The organism is Paraphotobacterium marinum (assembly GCF_002216855.1).
Lineage (GTDB): Bacteria > Pseudomonadota > Gammaproteobacteria > Enterobacterales > Vibrionaceae > Paraphotobacterium > Paraphotobacterium marinum.
Window position 1 is genome coordinate 44,084 of sequence record NZ_CP022356.1, and the last position, 24,445, is coordinate 68,528.

A 24,445-nucleotide genomic window follows, 5' to 3' on the forward strand; every position below is an offset into this window, starting at 1 on the left:
TAAGATATTCAGGCCTGATGTGACTTTAATCGCAGTTCTATTACAAATCTTCAATTATCTAAAAGAAATACTAAATCATATTTATATTTTTTTCTCTTGTGGACGTTTTAAGTATGTAACTACTTATCCTAAGAGTACTAATTTATAATGAACTTTTATTCGAGATGTTTTAAATTTACAACGATTTTAATTCTGATACTTTCAAGTGGATTTGCTAATGCAGATTTAAAAAAATTCCCTCAAAACCTCAAGTATTCTTCTAATTATATTGTTCCAAATAATTATTCTAAAGAACAGAAAAATCAACATGTGAAAGAGTTTTACGATTATTGGAAGCAACATTACTTGATAAAAGTTAATAATGATTACAGAGTTGCATTTGGAAAAAACTCATCTGTTACAGTATCTGAAGGACAGGGTTATGGGATGATCATTTTACCAATCATGTCAGGTTATGAAGATAATGCACAAGAGATTTTTGATGGACTTTTTAGGTTTGCCAAAAAATATCCTAGTGGTATCAATAAAGATCTTATGAGCTGGAGAGTTGATAATCAGGCAGTGACAGGCGGAAATGCTAGTGCATTTGATGGTGATAGCGACATTGCTTATGGTTTACTATTAGCTCACGAGCAATGGGGGAGTAGCGGTGATATTGACTATTTATCAGAGGCTATAAAAATCATTAATGCTACGAAATCATCCGTTATTGGTCCGACAAGCTTTTTACCAAAATTAGGAGATTGGGTAACTGACAACGCTGATAAATTTAATCAATATACACCTCGTTCTTCAGATTTAATGATCTCTCACTTTAGAGCTTTTTATGAAGCAACTAAGGATGAATCTTGGCTTAATGTTGTTTCTTCAAGTCAAAATTTAATAAATATTATACAAAATAAATACTCTAAAGATACCGGTCTTTTACCTGATTTTGTTGTGAATTGTTCAATTATTGAAAGTTGTAAACCGGCAGAAGGAAAATTTCTTGAAGGTGAAAATGATGGTTATTACTATTATAATTCTGGAAGAGTTCCATGGCGGTTAGCTATGGATGCGCTTTTTTATAATGATTCAGATTCTTTAAGACACTTAGATAAAATAAACAAATGGTTGGTTAATGAAACAAATAATGAACCCTCCAATATTAAATCAGGTTTTAAATTGAATGGTGAAGTCATCGGAAACTACTTTTCTTCATTTTTTGCATCCCCTTTTGCTTTAGGTTTGATGTTATCAAATGATAATCAAGTTTATCTTAATGATCTATATGAACTCATCTATCAGAAAAAGGAAGGATATTATCAAGATTCAATTAACTTAATCTCCCTATTAATTTTAAGTGAGAATTTTTGGCCTGCTCAAAATAACTTGATTGTCGAGCCGGTCATTGAGAAGGATTCATTTTTTTATGAGGCTGAAAACTATTTGTACATGTCAGGTATTAAAACTGAAAAGACTAATGATAATGGGGGAGGTTTAAACGTAGGTTGGATTGATGAGGGTGACTGGTTAAGTTATAGACCAGAAAGCTTTTCTGATGAAATAAAATACAAGGTAGAATTAAGAGTAGCGAGTCCCGAAGGTGGTAAGCTATCTCTTGATACAGATGCAGGTACAAATTTTTTAGGAAATTTTGATATTCCTGCAACAGGTGGTTGGCAAAATTGGCAAACAATCAGTAAAACACTTTCCTTCAAGAGTGGCCTTCAAAATTTAGGTGTTTTTGCTACTGAAGGTGGATGGAATATTAATTGGATTAGAATAACACCAACTTCTGAACTTAATGTAATTCAAAATAGTAATGAGAGCTCACCAGAAAAAATGGGAGACACAAACAACAGTGAGGAACTCTCTTTTTCAGAGGAAGATAATAATGTAGTTTCATCAGACAATAGTTTAGAAGTCGTTAATAATGAGGATTTTGAAAATGATTTTTTAACCGTTATTGTATCGGATCAAAGTTCGACTTGGTCTGGTGGTATGACGATAAATCTTGAAGCAACAAATAATACTTCAGAAGATTTAGTTAACTGGAATTACAGTTTTACTACTTTTTATGAGATTGATTCAAGTGAGGTATGGGGTTTAGAGGTAATCTCTAAAAGCATCAACTCTGATGGATCATTTAATTATGTTATTGAAGGTAATGATTATGCGGATACTATTCCTGCTGGGAGAACATACTTAGTTGGTTTTAATGCATATCAATCATCAGAAAATACAAATACACAATTTTTAAATTACAATAATTTTTTCATTAATAGTTCTCAAGAGAAGGAAACAAATTCCGAGGATGTTTCCTATATCAACTCAAATATTGACTCTAATATCTACATTAATGAAAATTCTAATAATAATATTAATGATAACTCTAACGTTGATGACAATACAGATCTTAGTGAAAACTTAATGGAAGAAACTAATATTGATTCAAGTGCATCTACTAAATTTATTGTCGCAACAAACCCTAAAATTAAATATTTTGGAAGAACAAAATTTGTAGAAGATGAAGTGCATTTTAATTGGTCAGGGGTTTATTGGAAAACACAATTTTCAGGAAGTCGGCTTGTATTAAGTTTTGAAGGAAGTAACACCTATTTTGATATTTATATTGATGGAGAAAAGCTTTTCTTAGAGAGTGATAATTCTTCACAAGATGCATCTTTAATAATAAAACAAGGGCAAACTGAATATATAATTACAGATAATTTATCAGATGATGTTCATACTCTAGAGGTTTATAAGCGAAATGAAAATATATCAAATATTGTTAAATTTAGGGGAATAGAAATAAATGAATCAAGCGATATTCTGGAGCCTATATTAAAAACAGGACCTTTACTTGAATTTTTAGGAGACTCTTATTCAGCTGGATATGGAAATGTATCAAAAAGTAAAAATGATTTTAATGTTCAGGATGAAACAGGGCGAACTTGCTCTAGTGAAGAACTGCAAAAATTTACAAATACGCATAAAACATATGCCGCAGAAACAGCTAAAATGCTTGGAAGTGAGTATGTAATTAATGCAATATCTGGGTTGGGAGTTACCAGAAATTACTCGGGAAGCACTTATATGCAGCCATACCCTTTCTATTATAATCAAGAAATAATTGGAGAAAATAGAAATTGGGCTTTTGAGAATAACATTCCCAAATATGTCATAATTAATCTTGGAACAAATGACTTTTCAACGTATGTAAGTGGTTCAGAATCTTATGGTTCATACGAGAACTTAGTGCAAGAATATAAATCTTCTTATAATGCTCTTATTAATAACATTTACAATAAATACCCTTTGACACACATTGTGTTAGTTTCAACTAATAGCTCTGTATATGATTCTATGCATCAAATTGTTAAGGATATTGTTGATGAGCAATCTATTATTTATGGTGCTGATAAAATTTCGCATTATGAATATCAATTAAAGACTGGATTTGGGTGTGACTGGCATCCTGATCTACAAGATAACGAGTTAAATGGTCAAGGTTTATCAGCTCATATCAAGAAAATTGAATCCCAATATGAAAACAATAACACTGAGGGAACTGAGGAGAGTGTTCCCGAAATTAACCAAGCTTATTTAACTTGGTATACATCATATCCAGAGCCAGGTAGTGAAGAGTGCATCTACTATAATGGTTGTAAATGGGCTGGATATTTTGCGGGTATTAGTGGACAAATGTCTGAAGAGTGGGTGCAACAAAATAATATTGCTGCGGTTCATGAAAAAGATTTTGAACAGTATAAAAATAAAACCTTACGATTAATGCAGGGTAATGATTACATAGATGTTGTTGTTTATGATATGTGTTCGGACTCTGATTGTAATGGATGTTGTACAAGAAATGCTGGAGATTTGGAGTTTTTAATTGATATTGAGTCCTACACAGCAGAGCGCTTTGGACGATATAGCGGAGTTGTGGATTGGTATTGTTTAGATTGTGACTAATTCTATGCATTTTTTTTATTTTGTTAATTAATTATTGATTATGTAAGTTGGAGATGTCTTTATGTCTCTTAAAAAAGAATCATTAATATATGATGTTGTTATTATTGGTGGAGGAGCTAATGGCTCTGGTATAGCAGCTGAGGCTGCTGAACGAGGTCTTAAAATTGCTCTTTTTGAAAAAAATGATTTTGCTTCAGCTAGTTCTTCTGCAAGTTCGAAGTTACTTCATGGAGGTTTAAGGTATCTTGAGAACTTTGAATTTTCATTTGTTAAAAATGCGCTTGTTGAACGTGATATTTTACTAAAAAAACTTCCTTTTATTGCTCATCCTCTTGCTTTTCAAATCCCTATTTTAAATAAAATAAGATTTAGTTTTACTTTGAAATTAGGTTTGAAAACTTATGATATGCTTGCTGTTAACAGTGCATTACCAAAATATAAAAAAATAAAATTTAATAAATTATTTTTAAAACCAAAAATAAAAAAGGGGTTTGAATATTTTGATTGTTGGGTCGATGATTCAAGGTTGGTCATTTTAAATATTTTACAAGCTCATCTTTTTGATGGAAATGTTCAAAATTATCATGAAGTGATCAAATGTGATTATGATATTAAAGAGTCTTTATGGAAAATTTTAGTAAAAGATAAAATTCACAATAAAGAGTTCCATGTCTTTAGTAAGTTTCTAATTAATGCTTCTGGTGCATGGGTAAATGAAGTTTGTGAAAAAGTTTTGAATTATAAAATGACGCCCAATTTAAGATTAATCAAGGGCTCTCATATTATTATCAGAAATAAGTTAGATGTTAAAAATGCATTTTTGTTACAACATTTTGATAAAAGATTTGTATTTGTAATTCCTTACTTAGAAAACTTTCTAATTGTGGGAACAACGGATTACGAATTTGATGAATGTATAGAGAACGTTGAAATATCGGAAAGTGAAAAACATTATTTAATTGATATATTCAATACATACTTTAATTATTCAATCAATAAAGAGGATATTTTATCAAGTTACAGCGGTATTCGACCTTTGATAGATGATAAGGGTTCTAAACCACAGAATATTTCACGAAAATTTTTAATCAAATATGACAAAGCTAAAAAACTTGTTTCAGTTTTTGGTGGAAAATTAACTACTTATAGGCTTCTTTCAGAGCAGGTTATAGATAAGCTTAAAGAAGACTTAACTTTAATTAAACCATCTATAAGTGAAACAACTTGTTTTATTGATTCCGATGTTTCTTCTTCACCAAAACTGTTGTATAGAGAAATCCATAAAAAATACCCCTTTTTGCCCAAATCTTTTATTCAAAGGTTGATATCTACCTATGGGGAAAAATGTGAAGATATATTAAAAGGATCAAAGAGTTTAGAGGATTTAGGCGAAGACTTTGGCTTAAATATATTTGAAAAAGAAATTACTTACACTGTTAAAAATGAATTTGTGATGAAAGCTGAAGACTTTTTATATCGAAGAACAAAATTGGGATTATTATGTAACGATAATCAAATTCAAAAAATATCACATTTTGTTAAAAGATTAGTTAACGTAAATCAGGATTTCAACTAATTTTTTTAAAAGAAACAATCTACTACCTTTTTTAACTTAAATAATTATTTTTGAGATTTATATTATTTGTAAATTGATAAATATTACGGAATAATATAAAACATAAAAAATTTTTAATGTTAAGGATTTTTACTTGAAAAAAGATATTATTGTGGGCATCACTGGTGCAACCGGGGCTCCATTAGCATATAAAGTTCTTGAAATCTTAAATGACTTAAATGTTAATATTCATCTTATGGTGTCTAAATGGGGTGCAAGAACTATTGAGATTGAAACCGATAAAACTCTAAAAGATTTTAGTGAGCTGGCTACACGTGTCTATAATTCAAGAGATCAAGCAGCTTGTATTTCAAGCGGTTCATTTAGAACAGATGGTATGATAATTGTACCATGTAGTATGAAAACATTATCTTCTATCAGTGTGGGATTCGCTGATAATTTAATAAGTAGAAGTGCAGATGTCATATTAAAAGAACAAAAGCCCCTCATTTTGGTTACAAGAGAGACACCTCTAAGTCAAATTCACTTAGAAAATATGCTAAAATTATCTCGCATGGGTGTAAGTATTTTTCCTCCAATGTTAACTTTTTACAATCACCCCAAAACGATTGATGATATGACTGCTCACACTGCTTATAGAATTTTAGATCAGTTGGGAATCGAACATCCAGACGCTAAACGTTGGAAAAATAATTAAATAAATTTGATTTCTTTCTATTATTTGAAAGACTTACCTATGCTTTTTGGGAGCTTATCATACTATGGAATAGTGTAAAAAATATTCCTTGGAGTTTGATAATGAAATTTAAAAATTTTTTTAAAAGTTTAGTTTTAATTTGTTTTTTATCACTTCCCATAAGTGCCATTGCAGAAACTGGAAAATTTGTCGATTATCAAGTTGGTTCAAAGACTTATGAAGGTTATTATATTGCAGAAAATAAAAATAACCCTTTAATTATGATGGTTCACGATTGGGATGGTATTACATCATATGAAATAGAAAGAGCAAAAATGTTGTCTAATAAAGGATATAATGTCTTTCTAGTTGATATGTATGGTAAAGGAGTCCGACCTCAAGAAGTGGCTGATAAAAAAGCGTTGACCAGTCATTTATATAAAAATAGAGATGAGATGCAAAGTTTAATGACTGCAGCTTTAAATGAAATCAATAAATTAGGTTATAAAGATAACAAAATTATTGCTGCAGGTTATTGTTTTGGAGGAACGGCTGTCCTAGAAATGGCAAGAAACTTACCTCAAGTGAATGGCTATGTTGTTTTTCACGGTGGGCTGCAAACCCCTGAAGGCCAAGACTATAAGAAAGTAAAAGGGAAAATTTTAGTTTTTCAAGGGGGAATAGATAAAGTATCTGATATGAAAACTTTTGCTGATTTATCAAATTTATTAAACAAAGATAATGTGAATAATGAGATGATCGTATATGGTGGAGCGAGACATGCTTTTACAGTACCAAATTCTGATCGATATAATAAAAAAGCGGATGAATTATCTTGGACTCGTTTTTTAGAATTTATTCAAAATCAGAATGAAAAAACATCGTAAACTCTCAAGATTTGCAATACATTCTTTCACCCTAGCTTATGTTTTAAAAAGCTAGGGTGAAATTGCTTTAATATGTTTTTAATTTATTCTCTTTAGAATAGACTCCATAAAGTAAACCGTTATTATTTACAATAAAATAAAAATCATATATGCTCTTCAATTCTTAAATTTTTCCAATAAATGATTCTTCACTTTAAATATTATGTCAAATCGTAGTCATGTTTTTAATACTATCCTTTTAATAGTCCTTTCTATAATATGGGGGAGTCAATTTGCCTTAAATAGTATCGTATTAGAAAGTGTTCCTCCATTTTTTCTTGCAACAGCAAGAGTTATGATTGGTGCAATAACTCTATGTATATTAACCATTTTTTTTGAGAAAAAAGAAACATATGTAAAACACAAGTCAGTGGCACTTAATAAGAAACTGCTGATTTTATATGTTTTAATTGCAATACTTGAAACTTTAATACCAATGACCGCTATTACTTATGGGCAAAGTCAAAATGTGCCAAGTAGTATAACCGGGATTCTGATGGGTACTATCCCATTATTTGTTATTTTACTTTCATATTTTTTTTATCCTAAAGAAGAAAAAAAAGTTGTTACTTTGTTGAGTATCTTAGTCGGTTTTGTAGGATTGATTGTACTATTTATACCCAAACTTGTTTTAAATGAGCAACATAGTTTAATGGGGGAGTTTTTTGTTCTTTTAGGTGCTTTTTCATTTGCACTCTCTCTGGTATTAATTGGGCTGATGCCCCCTAAATTATCGCCTTTGAGAATGACTAGAAATATTTTATTAATATCGTCAACTTTAATGTTAATTATTTTAATGGGCACATTCCCAAAAATTTCAATTACTGATTGGATGACTTATTTTTGGATTATCATTCTTGGTGTTTTTGCTTCTGGTGTTGGCTATTTTATTTATGTTAAACTCGTTGAAAAAGCTGGAGTGACATATACTTCCTTTACAAACTACGTGGCACCTTTGATTAGCACTTTGATAGGCATCCTTTTTTTAAAAGAAGCTTTTGAAATGACAACTTTGTTTGCATTAATTTTAATTTTATTTGCTTTAATTTTAAAAAATTTTAGTGAGTGGAACATGTTATTGACTATAAAAAAATTGTTTGGGTTAAAATATGAAAGAAATAACACAAAAGTTTAATAAAATTTCAAATGCGTTTTTAATAAATAATTTTGGGATATTTATAGATAATGATGTCAAAAGAGGAGAGCTTTTGACATTGATAGAAACAATTCATGAGTTTCATGATAAAAAGCCAGATAATGTAAATGAAGATACTCTTATTAAGATGTCAAGTTTTTATAAAAATGAAACTAACCCACAGTTTAAAATAACAATGATTATGTCGGTTTTAGCTTTGTATAGTTTTTTAACTGAACAACTAACATTAAAGAACTTAAAATAACATGAAAAAAATTTTCTTTACCTTATTTCTATCAGGGTTAGGGGCGCTTGCACCATTTTCAACTGATGTTTATCTACCTGCAATGCCTGAAATGACCAGGTACTTTAACACTGACTTTTCTACAATGCAGCTGACGTTATCCTTGTTTTGGGTTAGCTTTGCTTTTGGTCAACTTGCTTGGGGACCTTTATCCGACATGTTTGGTCGAAAAAAAATGATATTTATTGGTGTAACAGTTTTTATTATTTCATCATTTGCTTGTGCATTTGCGCATAGTATTGAGTTTTTAATTTTTACAAGAATTATTCAAGGGTTATCTGCTTGCTCTGGTATGGTCATCTCAATGGCTATTGTTAAAGACAGTTATAAAGATGAGGATGAAATGGGTTTTGTGATTAGTCGAGTGTGGCTAATTATGACTTTAGCACCTATGATTGCGCCAACTATAGGTAGCTTTATTTTATTATTTTTTGACTGGCAAGCAAATTTTTATTTTTTAGCTTTCTACGGTATTGTTATTTTTATTGTGTCATTTTTTATTAAAGAAAGTCATCCAGCTAACAAACGAGAAAAATTAAGCTTAAAACCTTTGGCAAAGTCTTACATTGAACAACTGAAATGTAAGCCATACTTGTTGGCTGCTTTGGCATTAGGTTGTACTTCAGGAACTGTTGCTTGCTTTGTTGCAACCTCTTCAATGGTTTACATTGATATTTATCATGTTACGCCTCATTTTTATGGGCTTTTATATGCTTGGAACTGTGTGGCTTTAATTTTAGGTAATTTTTTTATGCCTAAACTAAGTAGAGCTTTGGGTGAAATTAAAACGATTATTTTTGCTTGTGGTATTTCATTTTTAGGTCTTTTTGCATCCTACATTGGCCTAAGTTTATGGTCTAAATCTGTAGTCACTTTAGCTTTAACCATTTCAATTATCACACTCGGATTAGGGGTATTAATGCCTTTAATTACTAAAATGATTTTTAGACATGTTGTGAAATATTCAGGTTTAGCATCTGCGCTATTTGGAAGTATGCGCTTTTTTATTTTAGGATTTACATCTACGCTCATCTCTTTTTTTATTTCAAAAAGTGCTTACCCAATGATTATTGGCATGAATATTATGATTTTGTTCATCATTTCGTTTTTGTATTTATATTTTCAAACTTTAAAAAGAGCCAATTGAAAATTTACAAACATTTACATAAATATACCCTAATTTGCATTCACTTTGATAATATATATTCATCGCTTAAAGAAAAAGATTAAAAAAATATAAAGGTGAAATTATGAATAGTACAAAAAAAATATCAGCTGCAATTATGGTTGTTTCATTAATCGTTGGTTCGACTTCTGCATTTGCATATGGTCATCACAAAAATGGTTGCGGGCATCATCACAAAGGTCTTTATAAACAATTAAACTTAACGGATAAGCAAAAAGAAGAATTCAAAAATATTCGCGAACAGTCAAAAGAGGCGATGAAAGCTTCACGTGCTGAATACAAAAAAACTTTATCTGAAAATAAAAACTCTTATAAAGAAGCTATGCAAAAATATGTTATGAATGATTCTGGATATGATAAGGATAAAATTCAACAACTAATCTCTGAAAAAATGAATGCTAAAGCTAAATTAAAAACTGAACAAAAAATGATACGTTTAGAAGCTAAGCACAATATGTATAAGGATTTAACTGCTGAGCAACAAACTAAGTTAAAACAAATTAAAGCAAAACAGTTTGAGCAGTGTGCTGTGAAATTAGAGAAAAAATCAGCAAAATTAAGTCAAAAGTCTGAAAAAATGAAAGAGCTTGCGAAAAGCATGCAGTAAATTTTACAGGTAATCGTTAAAAAAGCCCATTATATGGGCTTTTTGCTTTTTAATTGAAAAATATTTTCTATTCTCGCTTTTAAATATATGTATAATATCCACATAATTGGATACCCACACAGGAAGTCAATACATGAATATTGAAATTAAAAGTGAAAATAAATCTTTTGATGGTCTTAATCGTCAATACACTCATCGCTCTAACACTTTAGACTGTGATATGCAGTTTGGTGTTTTTTTACCAGAAAAAGCATTGCAGGGTAATAAGCTACCAGTTTTATTTTGGTTATCTGGCCTTACCTGTACGGATGAAAATTTTATGCAAAAATCAGGTATTCAAAAGATCGCCTCAAAATATAATGTAATCGTTGTTGCTCCAGACACGAGCCCAAGAGGAGAAAGTGTTCCTGATGATGTTGATAAGTCTTATGATTTTGGCTTAGGCGCAGGCTTTTACATAAATGCTACGCAAGAACCTTGGAAAAAAAACTACCAAATGTATAGTTATATCTTGGAAGAATTAATACCACTGGTCGATGAACACTTTCCTGTTGATGATACTCGTTTTATAAGTGGTCACTCAATGGGTGGACATGGTGCTTTAACGATTGGTTTAAAAAATAGCGAGTTGTTTAAATCCATATCAGCATTCAGTCCAATTTGTAATCCTAGCCAAGTTCCTTGGGGAATTAAAGCATTTTCAAATTATTTAGGAGATGACAAAAATCAATGGAAAAAATATGATGCACTTGAGTTAGTTAAAAACAATAAGCCAAACCTTCCTATTTTAGTGGATCAAGGAAGTGATGATGTCTTTTATGCTGAGCAGCTGTCGACTGTATCTTTTCAGAAACAACTAAATGCCTATGACTCCGATCAATTTTCAGTCAGAATACAAGAAGGTTATGACCATAGTTATTACTTTATTGCTACGTTTTTAGAAGAACATATTAAATTCCATCTTAAATCACTCTAATTGTCTTCACTTGAAAAGCTTTAAAAAGTAAGATATATAGAAAAAATATGCTGTATTTCTTACTTTTTCATAAGTTGCTTGAAGAACGAAATATAAAATACTGTATTAAAATTAAGTTTATTATGTTTGATATCATCAAAAAAATACATAAAAGAAACCCGATCATAAAGTTTTTCATTATATTAATAATATGTTCATCTTTTGCCAGTTACTTTGAAATGCTCATGAGAGGCTCTCATTGGCATTTTTTAAACGAGCTTGATCCTTTTAATGAATTGATTGCAGCTTTAATAAGTATGATTTCTCAAATTGCAGCGTTGTACTTTATAGATATTACTTTCATTCAGCAAAATAAATCATTTTTTAAATGGAAAACATGTCTGCAATTCATAATTTGTCTTTTTATATGCTATGTTTTTCATTTTATTTTACTTTTAATGAAGGATATCTTTCTCAAAAGAAATTTGTACGATGAAGATTTCTTTTATGAAATAACTGTAAACACAGGTATCATCATTGATGTGATTGCATATATTTACATAACTCGGTTTTGGATGGAGCCCTACAACATTTTGACATCTCAAGTTCATTCATTATCTTTGAATCAAAAAAATAAAACACAAAAATATCTCCAAACCACAGATCTTGACGAAAAAAATATTTTTGAAACAAACAAACAAAAAAAATCAAACATAAACTATTTCGAAGTCGTTAAAAGTAATCAAACATATTATGTAAAACATCACGAAATTTTATTTATAAAAGCTGCTAGTAATTATATGGAGATTAATAGTTTCAATGGTTTATTTCCAGTTCGATCGACTTTAAAAAATATAAAAGAAGTCCTATCTGATCATTTTATTCAAATACATCGTTCAGTTATAATCAATTTAGATTCGGTCAAAGCTTTTAAATATGATGAGGTCCATAAAAAATATGTGGTTACAGTGATAGATAATACTCAGTTCAATATTTCAAAAAGTTTCATAGAAAACTTTAGAAAAGCATGGAAGTCAAAACAACTTAATAAATCTGACAAAATATAACTCTTTTTATCATTATAAAAAGAGCTGAGAATAATTTATCAGACACTGAACTATTCGGATTGAATTTAAACAACCTTAGTTTAATTTTAATACCATTTACAAATTATATAGATAACTATATAAAAATCTTATATTAAATAAAATGTTCCTTTATTTATTTTTCATCTTCAATTAATTTTAAAAAAAGTGAAATGATTATACAAAATTATCTATTTGAAGACTTCAACTTTAATAGTTATCTTTTATCAAATATCTACTTTTACATAAAATTTTATCCCTAAAAGGGATATTTATCCCCTAAACAGGCTCTTTGTCCCTTTTTTGTTTTCTCAAATATTTTTACCATTAATATAAAAAACCTATCAACCCATAGGAAAAAATAATGAAAAAACCACGCCAAAAACGTATGTATTATTTAGATAACATTAAATGGCTTCTCGCTATCGTAGTTATTTTCCATCATTCATTTGATTTTTTAAAAAATAAATTTACAAGTTATTATATTGGATTTGATACTGTTAACGCCATAGATCAAAGTTATTTTATGGATTTGTTCTTTTTTATTTCTGCTTTTTTTATTGTTCCCTCTTTTTTAAAAAAAGGAAAAGCTGAGTTTAATAAAGATAAAATCATACGATTGGGTGGTGCAGTATTAATAACAATTTTGCTAGTGATGCCTATTCAATATGATTCAATAAAGGAATATTTGGGAACTAAATCATCATACTTATCTTATTTATATACACAAACTATTTCTTTTCAATGGGGCACTTTCATGGGTGTAACCTGGTTCTGCTGGACGTTGCTTGTTTTTACTTTAATTTGGAGCCAGTTTACAGATAAAAAAAGTATTCAAGAAAAATCTGACAAACCCTTACCATCTTTGATTAAAATCATTGTTTTTTGTCTGATTATGATACCGATAAACCTAATAGCTTTGAAAGTTAACGGTATATTGGGAGATGGATTTTTAGGGTTTCATTATATTAAATATTTCCCAACTTATATTGCAGCTTTTATTTTGGGGATAAAAGCTTACCAAAATAATTGGCTTGATAAAATTGATTTTAAATATGGTTTATTTGGTTTGGTCATTTTTTTATTTTTTATTTCAGGAATATCCAATTTAACGAGTTTTTCTTTTAATATAAGCAACTCATTTGAGATTTTAAGAACACCTTGTGCCGTAGGTATGATTCTTTTTCTTCTTTATATTTTTAAAACGTTTTTTAATCACTCAAATAAAGTGACTAAAGTATTAGCTCGTGCTTCATTTCCTGCATATGTTGTACAATTTATTTTTTTAGGACTGATGTTTAAGTTCGTACTTCCTCATCTATCTTGGAACCCGTGGTGGATAGCAATATTTATTGGAGCTGTAGCAACAATAGCTTCATTTATCCTGGGTATCATTTTATATTGTTTACCAATTTTCAGAAGAATTTTTTAATTACACCATTTTTGATACATTGATAGTACCCTAAAGTTATTAAGATAGCTAAAGCTGGCGTAATGACTTTAGGAAATTTTTTTATTATCACTTTAGAAGCTTAAACTTTAAGGGGTTTTTTTAAAATATTTTAAATTGTACGTAGTTGTGCTTTTGATACCTTTGCAGATAATTTATTTTGGACAATTTTAAACTTAATAGATAAACACCCACAGAGAAAAAGCTAATATAAATAACATCTATTCCAAATGGGATAATTGCCATTCCACCAAAAGTCCTACCAAACTTTTCCAACTTGAGAAGGTGAATAGATAAATTATTGCAATAATTGTATTAAAGACAATACTTTTGACGGGGGTTCCTTTTTGATTAAAGTGACTCAACTTTTAGGAATATAACCATTTTTACTCATAGCACAAGTCATGCGACTTGTAGTTGCTCCAATGACAAGACCAGTTCCAAAAGGGGTTATCACGGATTCCAAGTAAAGCACTTTAACAAAAAAAGTTACGCCTAAAAGAGTTAGAAGCCCTTGAATAGGAGCCGTGACACCGCTAAATGTAAGGTGGCTCTACCCATTAGCATAACTATTGTTGGGTAAGGCATAAATAAAAGCTGCTTGTAAATGGTGTACAATAAAGTTGTAAATAATAGAGAAAGAAGTAAAGATTTAGGTACTGTCTTCATATACAAAATTATCTATTTTAAAACCTCAACTTTAATAGTTATCTTTTATCAAATATCTATTTTTATATAAAATTTTATCCCTAAAAGGGATATCTATCCCCCAAACAGGCTCTTTGTCCCTTTTTTGTTTTCTCAAATATTTTTACCATTAATATAAAAAACCTATCAACCCATAGGAAAAAAAAATGAAAAAACCACCCCAAAATCGTATGTATTATTTAGATAACATTAAATGGCTTCTAGCTGTAGTAGTAATCTTTCATCATTCATTTGATGATATGGGAACTCAATTTCCCAGTTATCATGATGTATTTAATAAAATTACCGGTATAAATCAAAGTTTTTTTATGGACTTATTCTTTTTTATTTCTGCTTTTTTTATCATTCCCTCTTTTTTAAAAAAAGGAAAAGCTGAATTTAATAAAGATAAAATCATACGGTTGGGCGGTGCAGTCTTGATTACAATTTTGCTTGAAATGCCGATTGAATTTACTTTAATGAAGGAATTTGTTGGAATTAAATCATCATACTTATCTTGGTTATATACACAAACTATTTCTTTTCAATGGGGCACTTTCATGGGTGTAACCTGGTTCTGCTGGACGTTGCTTATTTTTACTTTACTTTGGAGCCAGTTTGCAGATAAAAAAAATATTCAAAAAAAATTTGACAATCCCTTACCATCTTTAATTAAAATCTTTGTTTTTTGTATGGTCATGATTCCAATAAATTATATTGCAGTCGTTTTAAATAACAAGCTTGGCGATGCTTTTCTAGGTTTTTTAGATATAAAGTTTTTTCCAACTTATATCACAGCTTTTATTTTGGGTATAAAAGCTTACCAAAATAATTGGCTTGAAAAAATTGACTTTAAATATGGTATATTTGGCTTAATTATCTTTATGTTTTTTATATCGGGGACCAAAGGTTTAATAGGGTATTCTTTTAATATAAGCAACTCATTTGAGATTTTAAGAACACCTTGTGCCGTAGGTATGATTCTTTTTCTTCTTTATATTTTTAAAACGTTTTTTAATCACTCAAATAAAGTAACTAAAGTATTAGCTCGCGCTTCATTTCCTGCATACGTCGTACAATTTATTTTTTTAGGACTAATGATAAAGTTCGTACTTCCCCAATTATCTTGGAATCCGTGGTGGATAGCAATATTTATTGGAGCTGTAGCAACAATAGCTTCATTTATCCTAGGTATCATTTTATATCGTTTACCCATTTTCAGAAGAATTTTTTAATTTATAATTATGCCATTTTAGATACATCGATAGCATCCTAAAGTCATTACGATAGCTAAAGCTGGCGTAATGACTTTAGGAAATTTTTTTATTATCACTTTATAAGCTTAAACTTTAAATAGTATTTTTAATAATTTAAATTGTCTGTAGTTGTGCTTTTGATACTTTTTCAGATAATTTTATTTTGGACAATTTTAAACTTAATAGATAAATACCTATAGAGAAAAAGCTAATATAAACAACATCTATTCCAAATGGGATAATTGCCATACCACCAAAAGTTCCCAAATAACTGAATATACATAAACCTAAAAAGTAAACTAAAATCCAAGAACCCTTAATGATGTTTAAATTTCCCATTTTTTTTCTATTTAAAAGGCACATGATACCTAAAATTAAATAACCTGAAATAATTAAGAGCCCAATTTTTTGAACAACATTCCATCCAGCCCAGTAAACAATTAAAGTGCATATTGTTAAGGCTATGGTACACAGAGCATGTATGTATTTTTTGTGGTGTACTTTAAACAAAATTTTGTTTTGCGCTGTTAAAAGACCAAGTGCAAGAGGACCTACGATGTAACCCAGTGTCAGGCAGGCCACCAAAAGGCCTACCAAACTTTTCCAACTAGAGAAGGTGAATAGATAAATTATTGCAATAATTGTATTAAAGACAATGCTTTTGACGGGTGTTCCTTTTTGATTAAAGTGACTCAACTTTTTAGGAATATAACCATTTTCACTCATAGCACAAGTCATGCGACTTGTAGTTGCCCCAATGACAAGACCTGTTCCAAAAGGGGTTATCACGGATTCCAAGTAAAGCACTTTAACAAAAAAAGTGACGCCTAAAAGAGTTAGAAGTCCTTGAATAGGAGCAGTGACACCGCTAAATGTAAGGTGACTCCATCCATTAGCATAACTATTATTGGGTAAGGCATAAATAAAAGCTGCTTGTAAAATGGTGTACAATAAAGTTGTAAATAATAGAGAAAGAAGTAAAGCTTTAGGTACTGCCTTCATAGGATCTTTTACTTCTTTTGAAAGTTCAATTGCTGGGTTGAAGCCTAAAAAGAATAAATAATGCCAGCTAAAGGTAGAGCACTGAAAACGGCTTGCCAGCCATTAGGCGTAAATTCTGTAAAATTTGAAGTTAAATTATATTCATTATGACTAAAAAAAAGAAAAAATATTGTTCCAACTGGAATAACGAATTTCAGAATTAAAATTATATAGTTTGTTTTATTAAAAATTTTGTTTCCAGCAATGTTAATCATAGCCATGGAAATAACTATACATATTCCAAACATAATACCAAATTCAGTTAAATGAGGAGATGCTCCCTTTGTCCACAAATGAGGTATGAAACTGCTACTACATTGAAGTACGGCAAAAGCTTCTATTGTAGGAACAGCTGCCCATGCCACCCATGTAATCCATGAGATACAAAACCCAGCAAAATGGCCATGACTAATTTGAAAAAAACGAACTGTGCCGCCTGTTGTGGGTAAATTTTTTGCTAATAAAGCGAAACAAAATGCAACCACTGAAATGAGTGCGCCGCCAATTATCCATGTGAGAATAGAGGCGGGGCCAGCAACTTGAGAGGCTGATAAAGGTCCTAATAACCAACCAGAACCTATCATTCCTGATACCGAAGCAGCAAATATAGCAAAAGAACTTAAATTTTTCCTTGTTGTCATTTCATTAATCTTTAGTCTTGTTTTATAGGTTTTTTATTCTAACAAAAAACAAATAAGATTAAATTGCGTAATTGCGAAAAATAAGCTTTTGTTTGATATTTTATTTCAATACAGTCATTAATTTTAGCATTAGTAACTTGATTTAATTTTATTCATGATATTTATTTTCTTTAGGATATTTTTTTTAAAAATATAATAATTTGAATATTGAAGTAAGTTGGTTGTTTATTCTGATAAAGTTGTTTTTTGCGATATATAAAATGTTAATTAATTGTAGGATTACATTAATAAATATATTTCTATGTATTTCTGTAAACTTCAAAAGTAAATAAAAGACGCAAACATAATATGTTTGCGTCTTTAAAGTATGTGGATTTGTATTAAATACTTTATGATTTAGATTGCTAACAATCACTTCATAGAAAATATACTTTTAACTCATAGAAAACTCCGGAGCATCTTGGGTACTATCTGATACTTGGTAATTAGATATTTTAATACTCATATAGTAAATAGCAGTTGCAAATATACTTAAATATACGATATCAATGCCAAATGGTATGACATTGGTTCCGCCGAATGTCCCGAAATAACTAAATATACATAGACCTAAAATGTAGAGGAAAACCCATGATCCTTTTACAAGATTTATGTTTTCAAAGTTGTTTTTATTAATAAAGTACATACAACCTAGAATGACGTAACCAACAGTAAATATGACACCAATTTTTTTGATAACGTCCCAACCAGCCCAATAAACAATTAATGTACAGATAATTAGTGCTGTGATACATAAAGCATGAATGTATTTCTTGTGGTGTTCCTTAAAGTTTATTTTATTTTGTGTTGTTAAAAGACCCAATGCAAGGGGACCCACTATGTATCCAAGTGTTAATGAAGCAACTAATAAACCAACTAAACTCTTCCAACTTGTAAATGTAAATAAGTAGCATATTGCAATAATTGAGTTAAAAATAATACTATTTACAGGCGTTCCTTTAGGACAAAACTTACTCAAATACTTTGGTAAATACTTGTTATCACTCATAGCACACGTCATTCTGCTTGTTGTGGCACTTATGACTAAACCCGTTCCGAAGGGTGCAATAATTGCATCTAAATATAGGATTTTAACAAAAACTGCAACACCAAATAAAGTAAGAAGACCAGCAATAGGAGCACTGCTTCCAGTAAAAGATAGATGATCCCATCCATTCGCATAACTAGAATTAGGTAATGCATATATAAATGCAATTTGTAATAAAGAATAAACAACAGTTGTAAATAATAATGAGAAGAATAGAGCTCTTGGAACTGAACGTTTTGGATCTTTTGTTTCACGGGACATTTCAATAGCAGGATTAAATCCTAAAAATGAATAAAAAACACCAGCTAAAGGAAGTGCACTTAAAACTGCCTTCCATCCATTGGGAGCAAAATTTGAAAAATTTTCAACATGATTGACACTATTACTACTAAAGAAAAGATAAAAAATAGCACCAATGGGTATAAATAATTTCATTGCAAGAATGATATAGTTCGTTTTATTAAATGCTTTAACACCTGCAATATTAATTAATGCTATAACTACAATTAAAGCTATACCTGCCAATATTCCAATATGCGTTAATTCTGGTGACGGTCCTTTAGTCATCAATCCTGGAATATAATTCCCACTGTATTGAAGGACCGCAAGCGCTTCAATTGCCGGAACTGATGCCCACGCAATCCAAGTAATCCAAGAAATACTAAAACCTGCAAAATGACCATGACTGATTTGAAAAAAACGAACTGAACCACCTGTTGTTGGGATGTTTTTTGATAAAAATGAAAAGCAGGCGGCAATAATTGCCATTAAAACACCACCCATAATCCATGATATAATTGAAGCAGGACCCGCAATTTGTGCTGTTGTTAGAGGTCCGAGCAACCATCCAGAGCCAATCATTCCTGAAACAGATGCAGCAAATAGTGAGAAAGTGGTTAAATTTTTTTTCGTTGACATATCATGCCCTAAGTTAAATTAACAATTTGTTTATCTTATCAAACTAGATTCAGTCAATGATTGCTTAGTTCAAATATAAAAGCAAAATATTGAAATTTTATTTCAGTTATGATAGTTTTATTGGAATAATATGGCGCCTTTAATTTTTCTCCATATTATTCAATGATACAGACACAAAAGAATATAGTTAAAAAAAAATAAAGAGACTTATTTAAGAAATAAGCAATTATGGGGAGTAATATTTTGGATAGAATAGACCGACGCATTTTAGAGATTCTTCAGGAAAATAGTGCAATAAGTAATCAGGAATTGGCAGATATGATTTCATTATCACCATCACCTTGTCTTAGAAGAGTCAAACAACTTGAAAAAGAGGGATATATAAAAAAATATGCTGCAATATTAAATCCTAAAAAATTAGGGTTGAATATGAAAGTTTTTGTTATGGTAACTTTAGATGGTCATAGCGAAGCAAAAATGGAACAGTTTGAAAAAATGGTCTTAGGATATCCTGAAATTATTCAATGCCACCTCCTTACGGGACAATCGGCGCAGTATATGCTAGAGATTGTTGTTCGTGATTTAGATCATTATCAAGATGTTTTGTTTAAAAAACTTTCTTCTAGTATGATCAAAAATATTGAGTCGACTTTTGTTTTGAGAAGTTCTTCAGAAAAGCAAGTTCTTCCCTTAGAGAACGCAATCTAGCTTAATTAAACATTAATACATATGATTGAAATAATTTTTTATGTATTAAATGATTTTTTCATATAATTAACAAAAAGTTCAGTTTTAGCGTGCTTGAACTCTAATTTTGGATAAAATATAGAAACGACATCTTCTTTAAGATGATGGTTTTTTAAAATCTTAATTAAAGAGCCTTCATCTAAGCTATCTTGAACACCTAAATTAGATGAGCACAAAATCCCCATGCTTTTTTTTGCCAAATATACTATGAGCTCTTTGTCGGTTGTAGTGATATTGCTGGAAACTTTTACGGTTTCTCCTTTGTCATTTGTAAGACTTGTAATTGGCTTTTCTGATAACATTAAAATATTGTGTGATTCTAACTGTTGAAATGTTTCAGGAATTAGGTAGTTATCAGAATAATTGGGCGATACGAAATATTGTAGCTTTCTTTTAAATAACGGTACTCTAATATAACTTAAGTTATCAAATTGATTATATATATCAGGCGTAATAAATAAATCAAAAGATAGACTGGGTGATTGACCATAATCAATTGGAACTAAATTAAGTCTTAAGTCCGGATATTTATCAAGAAAATTGGTAAGGTGAGATTTAATAAACTTTGATCCTAGAGACCTTTGAACTCCAATTTTAAGCGGTCCTTTGTAAGAGTTATTTATAAAACGAGTTTCATCTAACATTTTCTGCCAAGCACTGACTTGAATAAGTGCTTTTTGATAAAAAAACTGACCCGATTCTGTAAATTCTAAAGCTCTGGTTGTTCTCTTTATAAGTTGTGATCCAATTTGTTCCTCTAACCAAGTGACACGTTTACTCACTACTGAACTATTAGTATGAAGTTTAACTGCTGCCCGACTAAAGCTTTTTTCCTCAAAAACCCTAATATAACTATTAACGCACTGAAACCAATTCAATTGATGCCCTGTTATTTATGAAAAACATCATTATACAGAAAAAAAAACAATTTATTTACAATTATTAAGAAAAGGAGATTTTCTAAATTAGTATATTATAAAAATCATAATTAGTGTTTATCCTAATTTTAAATTTTTGTTTATGGATTAATACAATGAAAGATAGAAAGTTATTTATTTCTATGATGGTTTTGTCTACAGCTCAAATAGGAATGACTATTTATATTCCATCTTTACCATTCATGAGTAAAGACTTGAATGTTTCTAGTAATAATATAAGTTTAATTATTTCAATTTATTTATTATCTTTGGGGTTTTCAGAAATGATTTGCGGACCTCTCTCGGACTATTTTGGTAGAAGACCAATATTTTTTATATCTCAGTTTTTATATTTGGTTGGGACCTTAATATGTATATGTTTTTCATCTAATTTTATTGGTATAGAAATTGGTCGCTTTATACAAGGTTTGGGAGCTGGTGGCGGCGCTGTATTATGTTATGCGATTTTAAGAGATAGTTACACTGGTTCTAAACTTGCAAAATCAATTTCATATTTGACCATTATCGGAACTATTCTTCCAATTCTTTCTCCTTCATTAGGTTCATGGATAGTAAATAGTTATAATTGGCATGCTATCTTTATTTTTGTGTTTATATGCATAGCATTTATTTTTATAATTAGTTTAATCTTTCTTCAGGAAACATTAACCAGCAAACAAACTAAGATTAATATAATAACCTTAATTCATGACTATAGGTTTCTGTTTACTAATAAAAATTTTTTACTATGTAGCTTTTATACTAGCTTTGGGTATCTGTTAAACATTATCTCTGTACTTTTATCTCCTTTTATTCTGGAAGAGAAATTAAATATTAGTCTATTAAATTATGGTTACATCATAATGATCCCTGTAGTTGCAAGGGCATTTGGTTCTTTCGTTTTAATTTCCATACAAAATATATTTTCGAATACTAAGATTATTTACGTCAGTTTTTTGATGACCTTATCTAGTGGGTTATTACTCATTTATTTGAAGTTATCAATACTAAACTTTATATTTTCATTGTCTTTATTTAACTTCGGTCGAGGTTTATCCCAGCCAATTTTTATGACTGAATTATTAAATCCTTTCGCTAGTAAATCAGGAATGGCTACAGCGGTCAATGGTTTTTTCTCTCTATGGCTGGTTGCTTTGGCAGCACCATTCTTGATGAAACATTGGATATTTGAAAGCTCACAATTAGGTACATTTTTTTCTGAAATTTCAATTGTCTTTATATTAATTTATTCTGTAGACCGATGGACTAACAGAGCGAAAACCTAATCTAGCATAGGGTAAAACAAATTATGAAAAAAATATTATTATCAACTATCATAATTATAGGTTTTATAAGCTCAGCATATGCTAATACATATGGTGCTTATTTGGATGGACAAGTTAGTTATTCAGTAGCCTCAACTTCTGAATTAGGATTTCCACTAGATGATGTATCCACTTTAAAAAATAAAGGCGGACTCGTTGGAGAGTTACATGTTGGTTATTTATTTTCTGTTACGGAATCTTTATCCTTAGGTCCAGAAATTGGATTAAGTTTTTTTAATATCAACATTGAAATAAAATATTAACTTCATTTTTTTAAAAATCTGAAGATAAACTCTAATTATGTATGTTTTTTTTAATATTTCGTCTCTAAAGAGTTTAAAATCGTCACTTCTTATTTCATTTCTGTATCAATAACAACCTACTTTAAAGATATAAGGTTGAGACTGTATTTTCTCGACCACAAAGCATGTTTCAAGTCTAACAAACTTTCTTAAATAAAATAAATTTAATCTAGTTTAAAGAATCTAACAACCAGTGCTTTGGATAATTATTTTAGCAATTATTTCTTCAATCTTAATTTAAAAGTGTCTTCTAATTTTTAGTTGATTTGGATGAGACTACGCCAATATTTGTTTCAGTTTGAAACATTTTTAAAATTGAAATTAAAATCAACGAAATTGATATCAACATAAATATTTCTATTGATAGGGTATGAGAGTGATTGGAATTTACAAAAGCATTTGTGATGGTCATTGTCAGGGCAACAATAGTTCCACTAAATGCAAAACTATATTTTTGAAAAAGAGCCATAAGTACATTAACGTTATTAATTTCTTCTCCTTTAAAACCATAAAAAGTTAAACAATTACAACCAGTAAAAACTATAGATTGACAGAAGCCTATGATTAATAAAATGATAGCAATTTCAAAGAAAGATATGGCTTTACTAGCTAATAGAATTGTTAAAATACATGCTATCGATAAGATACATCCAATTAAAATAGATTTCATATAACCAACTTTTGCATATAATTTTGTCGATAAAAATCTTCCACATAATAAACCTATGGGTTGAAAAATCATAACAGAGCCTGCTTCTATATATGTATAACTATATTTGTAGTGTAAAAAAACTGGGAGTGACATGGTTAAACCACCTAACGCCATTCTAAATAGAGAGCCTGAAATAATAGAGGATTTGAATGTATCAACTGAAAAGGGATAAGTTTGGATGAGTAATTGTGACTTCTTTAGATGTTTAATAGCTAGAAATACAAAAAAAACTGCAAAAATAATCATTGAACTTGGTAAAAAAAGATTTGATATGTTTTCTGATAGTAAATTAGCTCCTAAAATTCCTGTAAAACTGGCTGTAGCCAAAAAGAAAAAGCCGTAAAAATCAAAAGGTTTTTTTAGTGATGGGGTATTCTTTTTAGGAAAATGAATTTGAGTCAAAATAAACAGGAATATCAAAAAGGGAATATTAACTAAATAAATAAAGTGCCAACTTAAAGCCTCAGTTATAAATGCACCAAGAGTAGGTCCGATCATACCAGCTAGATTTCCACAGAGGGGAAGCATGTTAAGTATTTTTGGATGTTGACTTTGATGTGAGACCTTAAGCAAAAGGTTTCTACCTGTTGGCACCATCAAAGCACCACCTAAACCCTCTATTGCTTGACCTAATATGAAAATATGAATTGATTGTGATGTTGCTATAGTTAATGAACCGACCGTGAAAAACAAAATTGCACAAGAAAAAATTTTTTTACTACCGAACTTGGGAATTAGCCAAGAACCTAAGGGAATAAATATAGCATTTGATATGAGATAAGCTGATAATGCTAAATAAATTAGTGCATTACTTGTATTAAGTGATGATGATATATCCGGTATAACAGCCCAAGCTATGGTTGTGTCCAAAAGCTCTAAGCCGAAGGCTACTATTACAATACCTAAAATTATATTTAGTCTCATAATACCTTTAAAAGAAAAACACTTCATGGGA

The 24,445-nt window shown here is 29.9% G+C and carries 18 protein-coding genes and 1 pseudogene; 15 read left to right on the plus strand and 4 right to left on the minus strand.

What is annotated here, in order from left to right:
* Positions 1-147 precede the first annotated feature (147 nt).
* From CF386_RS07410 to CF386_RS07465, 12 genes are all read left to right on the plus strand, one after another.
* The gene (locus tag CF386_RS07410) at positions 148-3,957 is read left to right on the plus strand and encodes a glycosyl hydrolase family 8 (protein WP_089073796.1); all 3,810 of its coding nucleotides are present in this window, start codon (positions 148-150) and stop codon (positions 3,955-3,957) included.
* A 61-nt stretch (positions 3,958-4,018) separates the two neighbouring features.
* Complete coding sequence (gene glpD / locus CF386_RS07415) at positions 4,019-5,533, plus strand: glycerol-3-phosphate dehydrogenase (RefSeq protein ID WP_089073797.1); 1,515 nt, start codon at positions 4,019-4,021, stop codon at positions 5,531-5,533.
* Positions 5,534-5,666: 133 nt separating this feature from the next.
* Positions 5,667-6,230, plus strand: a complete 564-nt coding sequence (locus CF386_RS07420; RefSeq protein ID WP_225971777.1) for a UbiX family flavin prenyltransferase — start codon at positions 5,667-5,669, stop codon at positions 6,228-6,230.
* A 101-nt stretch (positions 6,231-6,331) separates the two neighbouring features.
* The gene (locus CF386_RS07425; protein WP_089073798.1) at positions 6,332-7,096 is read left to right on the plus strand and encodes a dienelactone hydrolase family protein; all 765 of its coding nucleotides are present in this window, start codon (positions 6,332-6,334) and stop codon (positions 7,094-7,096) included.
* A gap of 202 nt (positions 7,097-7,298) precedes the next feature.
* A complete protein-coding gene (locus CF386_RS07430) occupies positions 7,299-8,270 on the plus strand; it encodes a DMT family transporter (RefSeq protein ID WP_089073799.1) in 972 nt (323 codons plus the stop codon).
* Entirely contained in the window at positions 8,245-8,535 is a 291-nt protein-coding gene (locus CF386_RS07435) for a hypothetical protein (RefSeq protein WP_089073800.1), read from the plus strand. The genes CF386_RS07430 and CF386_RS07435 overlap by 26 nt, the downstream gene beginning before the upstream one ends.
* Position 8,536: 1 nt before the next feature.
* Positions 8,537-9,721, plus strand: a complete 1,185-nt coding sequence (locus CF386_RS07440) for a multidrug effflux MFS transporter (protein ID WP_089073801.1) — start codon at positions 8,537-8,539, stop codon at positions 9,719-9,721.
* Positions 9,722-9,824: 103 nt separating this feature from the next.
* Positions 9,825-10,367 (plus strand): Spy/CpxP family protein refolding chaperone, encoded by a 543-nt coding sequence (locus tag CF386_RS07445; RefSeq protein ID WP_089073802.1) that lies wholly within the window; start codon positions 9,825-9,827, stop codon positions 10,365-10,367.
* A gap of 133 nt (positions 10,368-10,500) precedes the next feature.
* A complete protein-coding gene (gene fghA / locus CF386_RS07450; protein WP_089073803.1) occupies positions 10,501-11,343 on the plus strand; it encodes an S-formylglutathione hydrolase in 843 nt (280 codons plus the stop codon).
* A gap of 122 nt (positions 11,344-11,465) precedes the next feature.
* Complete coding sequence (locus tag CF386_RS07455) at positions 11,466-12,389, plus strand: LytR/AlgR family response regulator transcription factor (protein ID WP_158522335.1); 924 nt, start codon at positions 11,466-11,468, stop codon at positions 12,387-12,389.
* Between the two features lie 382 nt (positions 12,390-12,771).
* Positions 12,772-13,839 carry an acyltransferase family protein gene (locus tag CF386_RS07460; RefSeq protein ID WP_089073805.1) on the plus strand — a complete coding sequence of 356 codons (1,068 nt, stop codon included), beginning with the start codon at positions 12,772-12,774 and terminating at the stop codon, positions 13,837-13,839.
* A gap of 872 nt (positions 13,840-14,711) precedes the next feature.
* Positions 14,712-15,779: an acyltransferase family protein gene (locus CF386_RS07465; RefSeq protein WP_089073806.1), complete on the plus strand. Its 1,068-nt coding sequence runs from the start codon at positions 14,712-14,714 to the stop codon at positions 15,777-15,779.
* Positions 15,780-15,914: 135 nt separating this feature from the next.
* Here the strand turns inward: CF386_RS07465 and CF386_RS13680 are convergent.
* Positions 15,915-17,447: pseudogene (locus CF386_RS13680) on the minus strand (APC family permease); the annotation flags it as partial.
* 468 nt (positions 17,448-17,915) lie between these two features.
* Complete coding sequence (locus CF386_RS07480; RefSeq protein ID WP_089073809.1) at positions 17,916-19,487, minus strand: APC family permease; 1,572 nt, start codon at positions 19,485-19,487, stop codon at positions 17,916-17,918.
* Positions 19,488-19,730: 243 nt separating this feature from the next.
* Here CF386_RS07480 and CF386_RS07485 point away from each other — a divergent pair, with 243 nt between their 5' ends.
* Entirely contained in the window at positions 19,731-20,195 is a 465-nt protein-coding gene (locus tag CF386_RS07485; RefSeq protein ID WP_225971778.1) for an Lrp/AsnC family transcriptional regulator, read from the plus strand.
* A 38-nt stretch (positions 20,196-20,233) separates the two neighbouring features.
* Here the strand turns inward: CF386_RS07485 and CF386_RS07490 are convergent, their stop codons facing one another.
* On the minus strand, positions 20,234-21,112 hold the full coding sequence (locus tag CF386_RS07490) for a LysR family transcriptional regulator (RefSeq protein WP_089073811.1): 879 nt from the start codon (positions 21,110-21,112) through the stop codon (positions 20,234-20,236).
* A gap of 155 nt (positions 21,113-21,267) precedes the next feature.
* Between CF386_RS07490 and CF386_RS07495 the strand changes: the two genes are divergently transcribed.
* Together CF386_RS07495 and CF386_RS07500 are read left to right on the plus strand one after the other, a co-directional pair.
* A complete protein-coding gene (locus CF386_RS07495) occupies positions 21,268-22,437 on the plus strand; it encodes an MFS transporter (RefSeq protein WP_089073812.1) in 1,170 nt (389 codons plus the stop codon).
* A 23-nt stretch (positions 22,438-22,460) separates the two neighbouring features.
* Positions 22,461-22,739 (plus strand): autotransporter outer membrane beta-barrel domain-containing protein, encoded by a 279-nt coding sequence (locus CF386_RS07500; protein WP_089073813.1) that lies wholly within the window; start codon positions 22,461-22,463, stop codon positions 22,737-22,739.
* A gap of 289 nt (positions 22,740-23,028) precedes the next feature.
* Here CF386_RS07500 and CF386_RS07505 read toward each other — a convergent pair whose 3' ends face one another.
* Positions 23,029-24,414, minus strand: coding sequence for an MFS transporter (locus tag CF386_RS07505; RefSeq protein ID WP_158522336.1), 1,386 nt, complete (start codon positions 24,412-24,414; stop codon positions 23,029-23,031).
* Positions 24,415-24,445 lie beyond the last annotated feature (31 nt).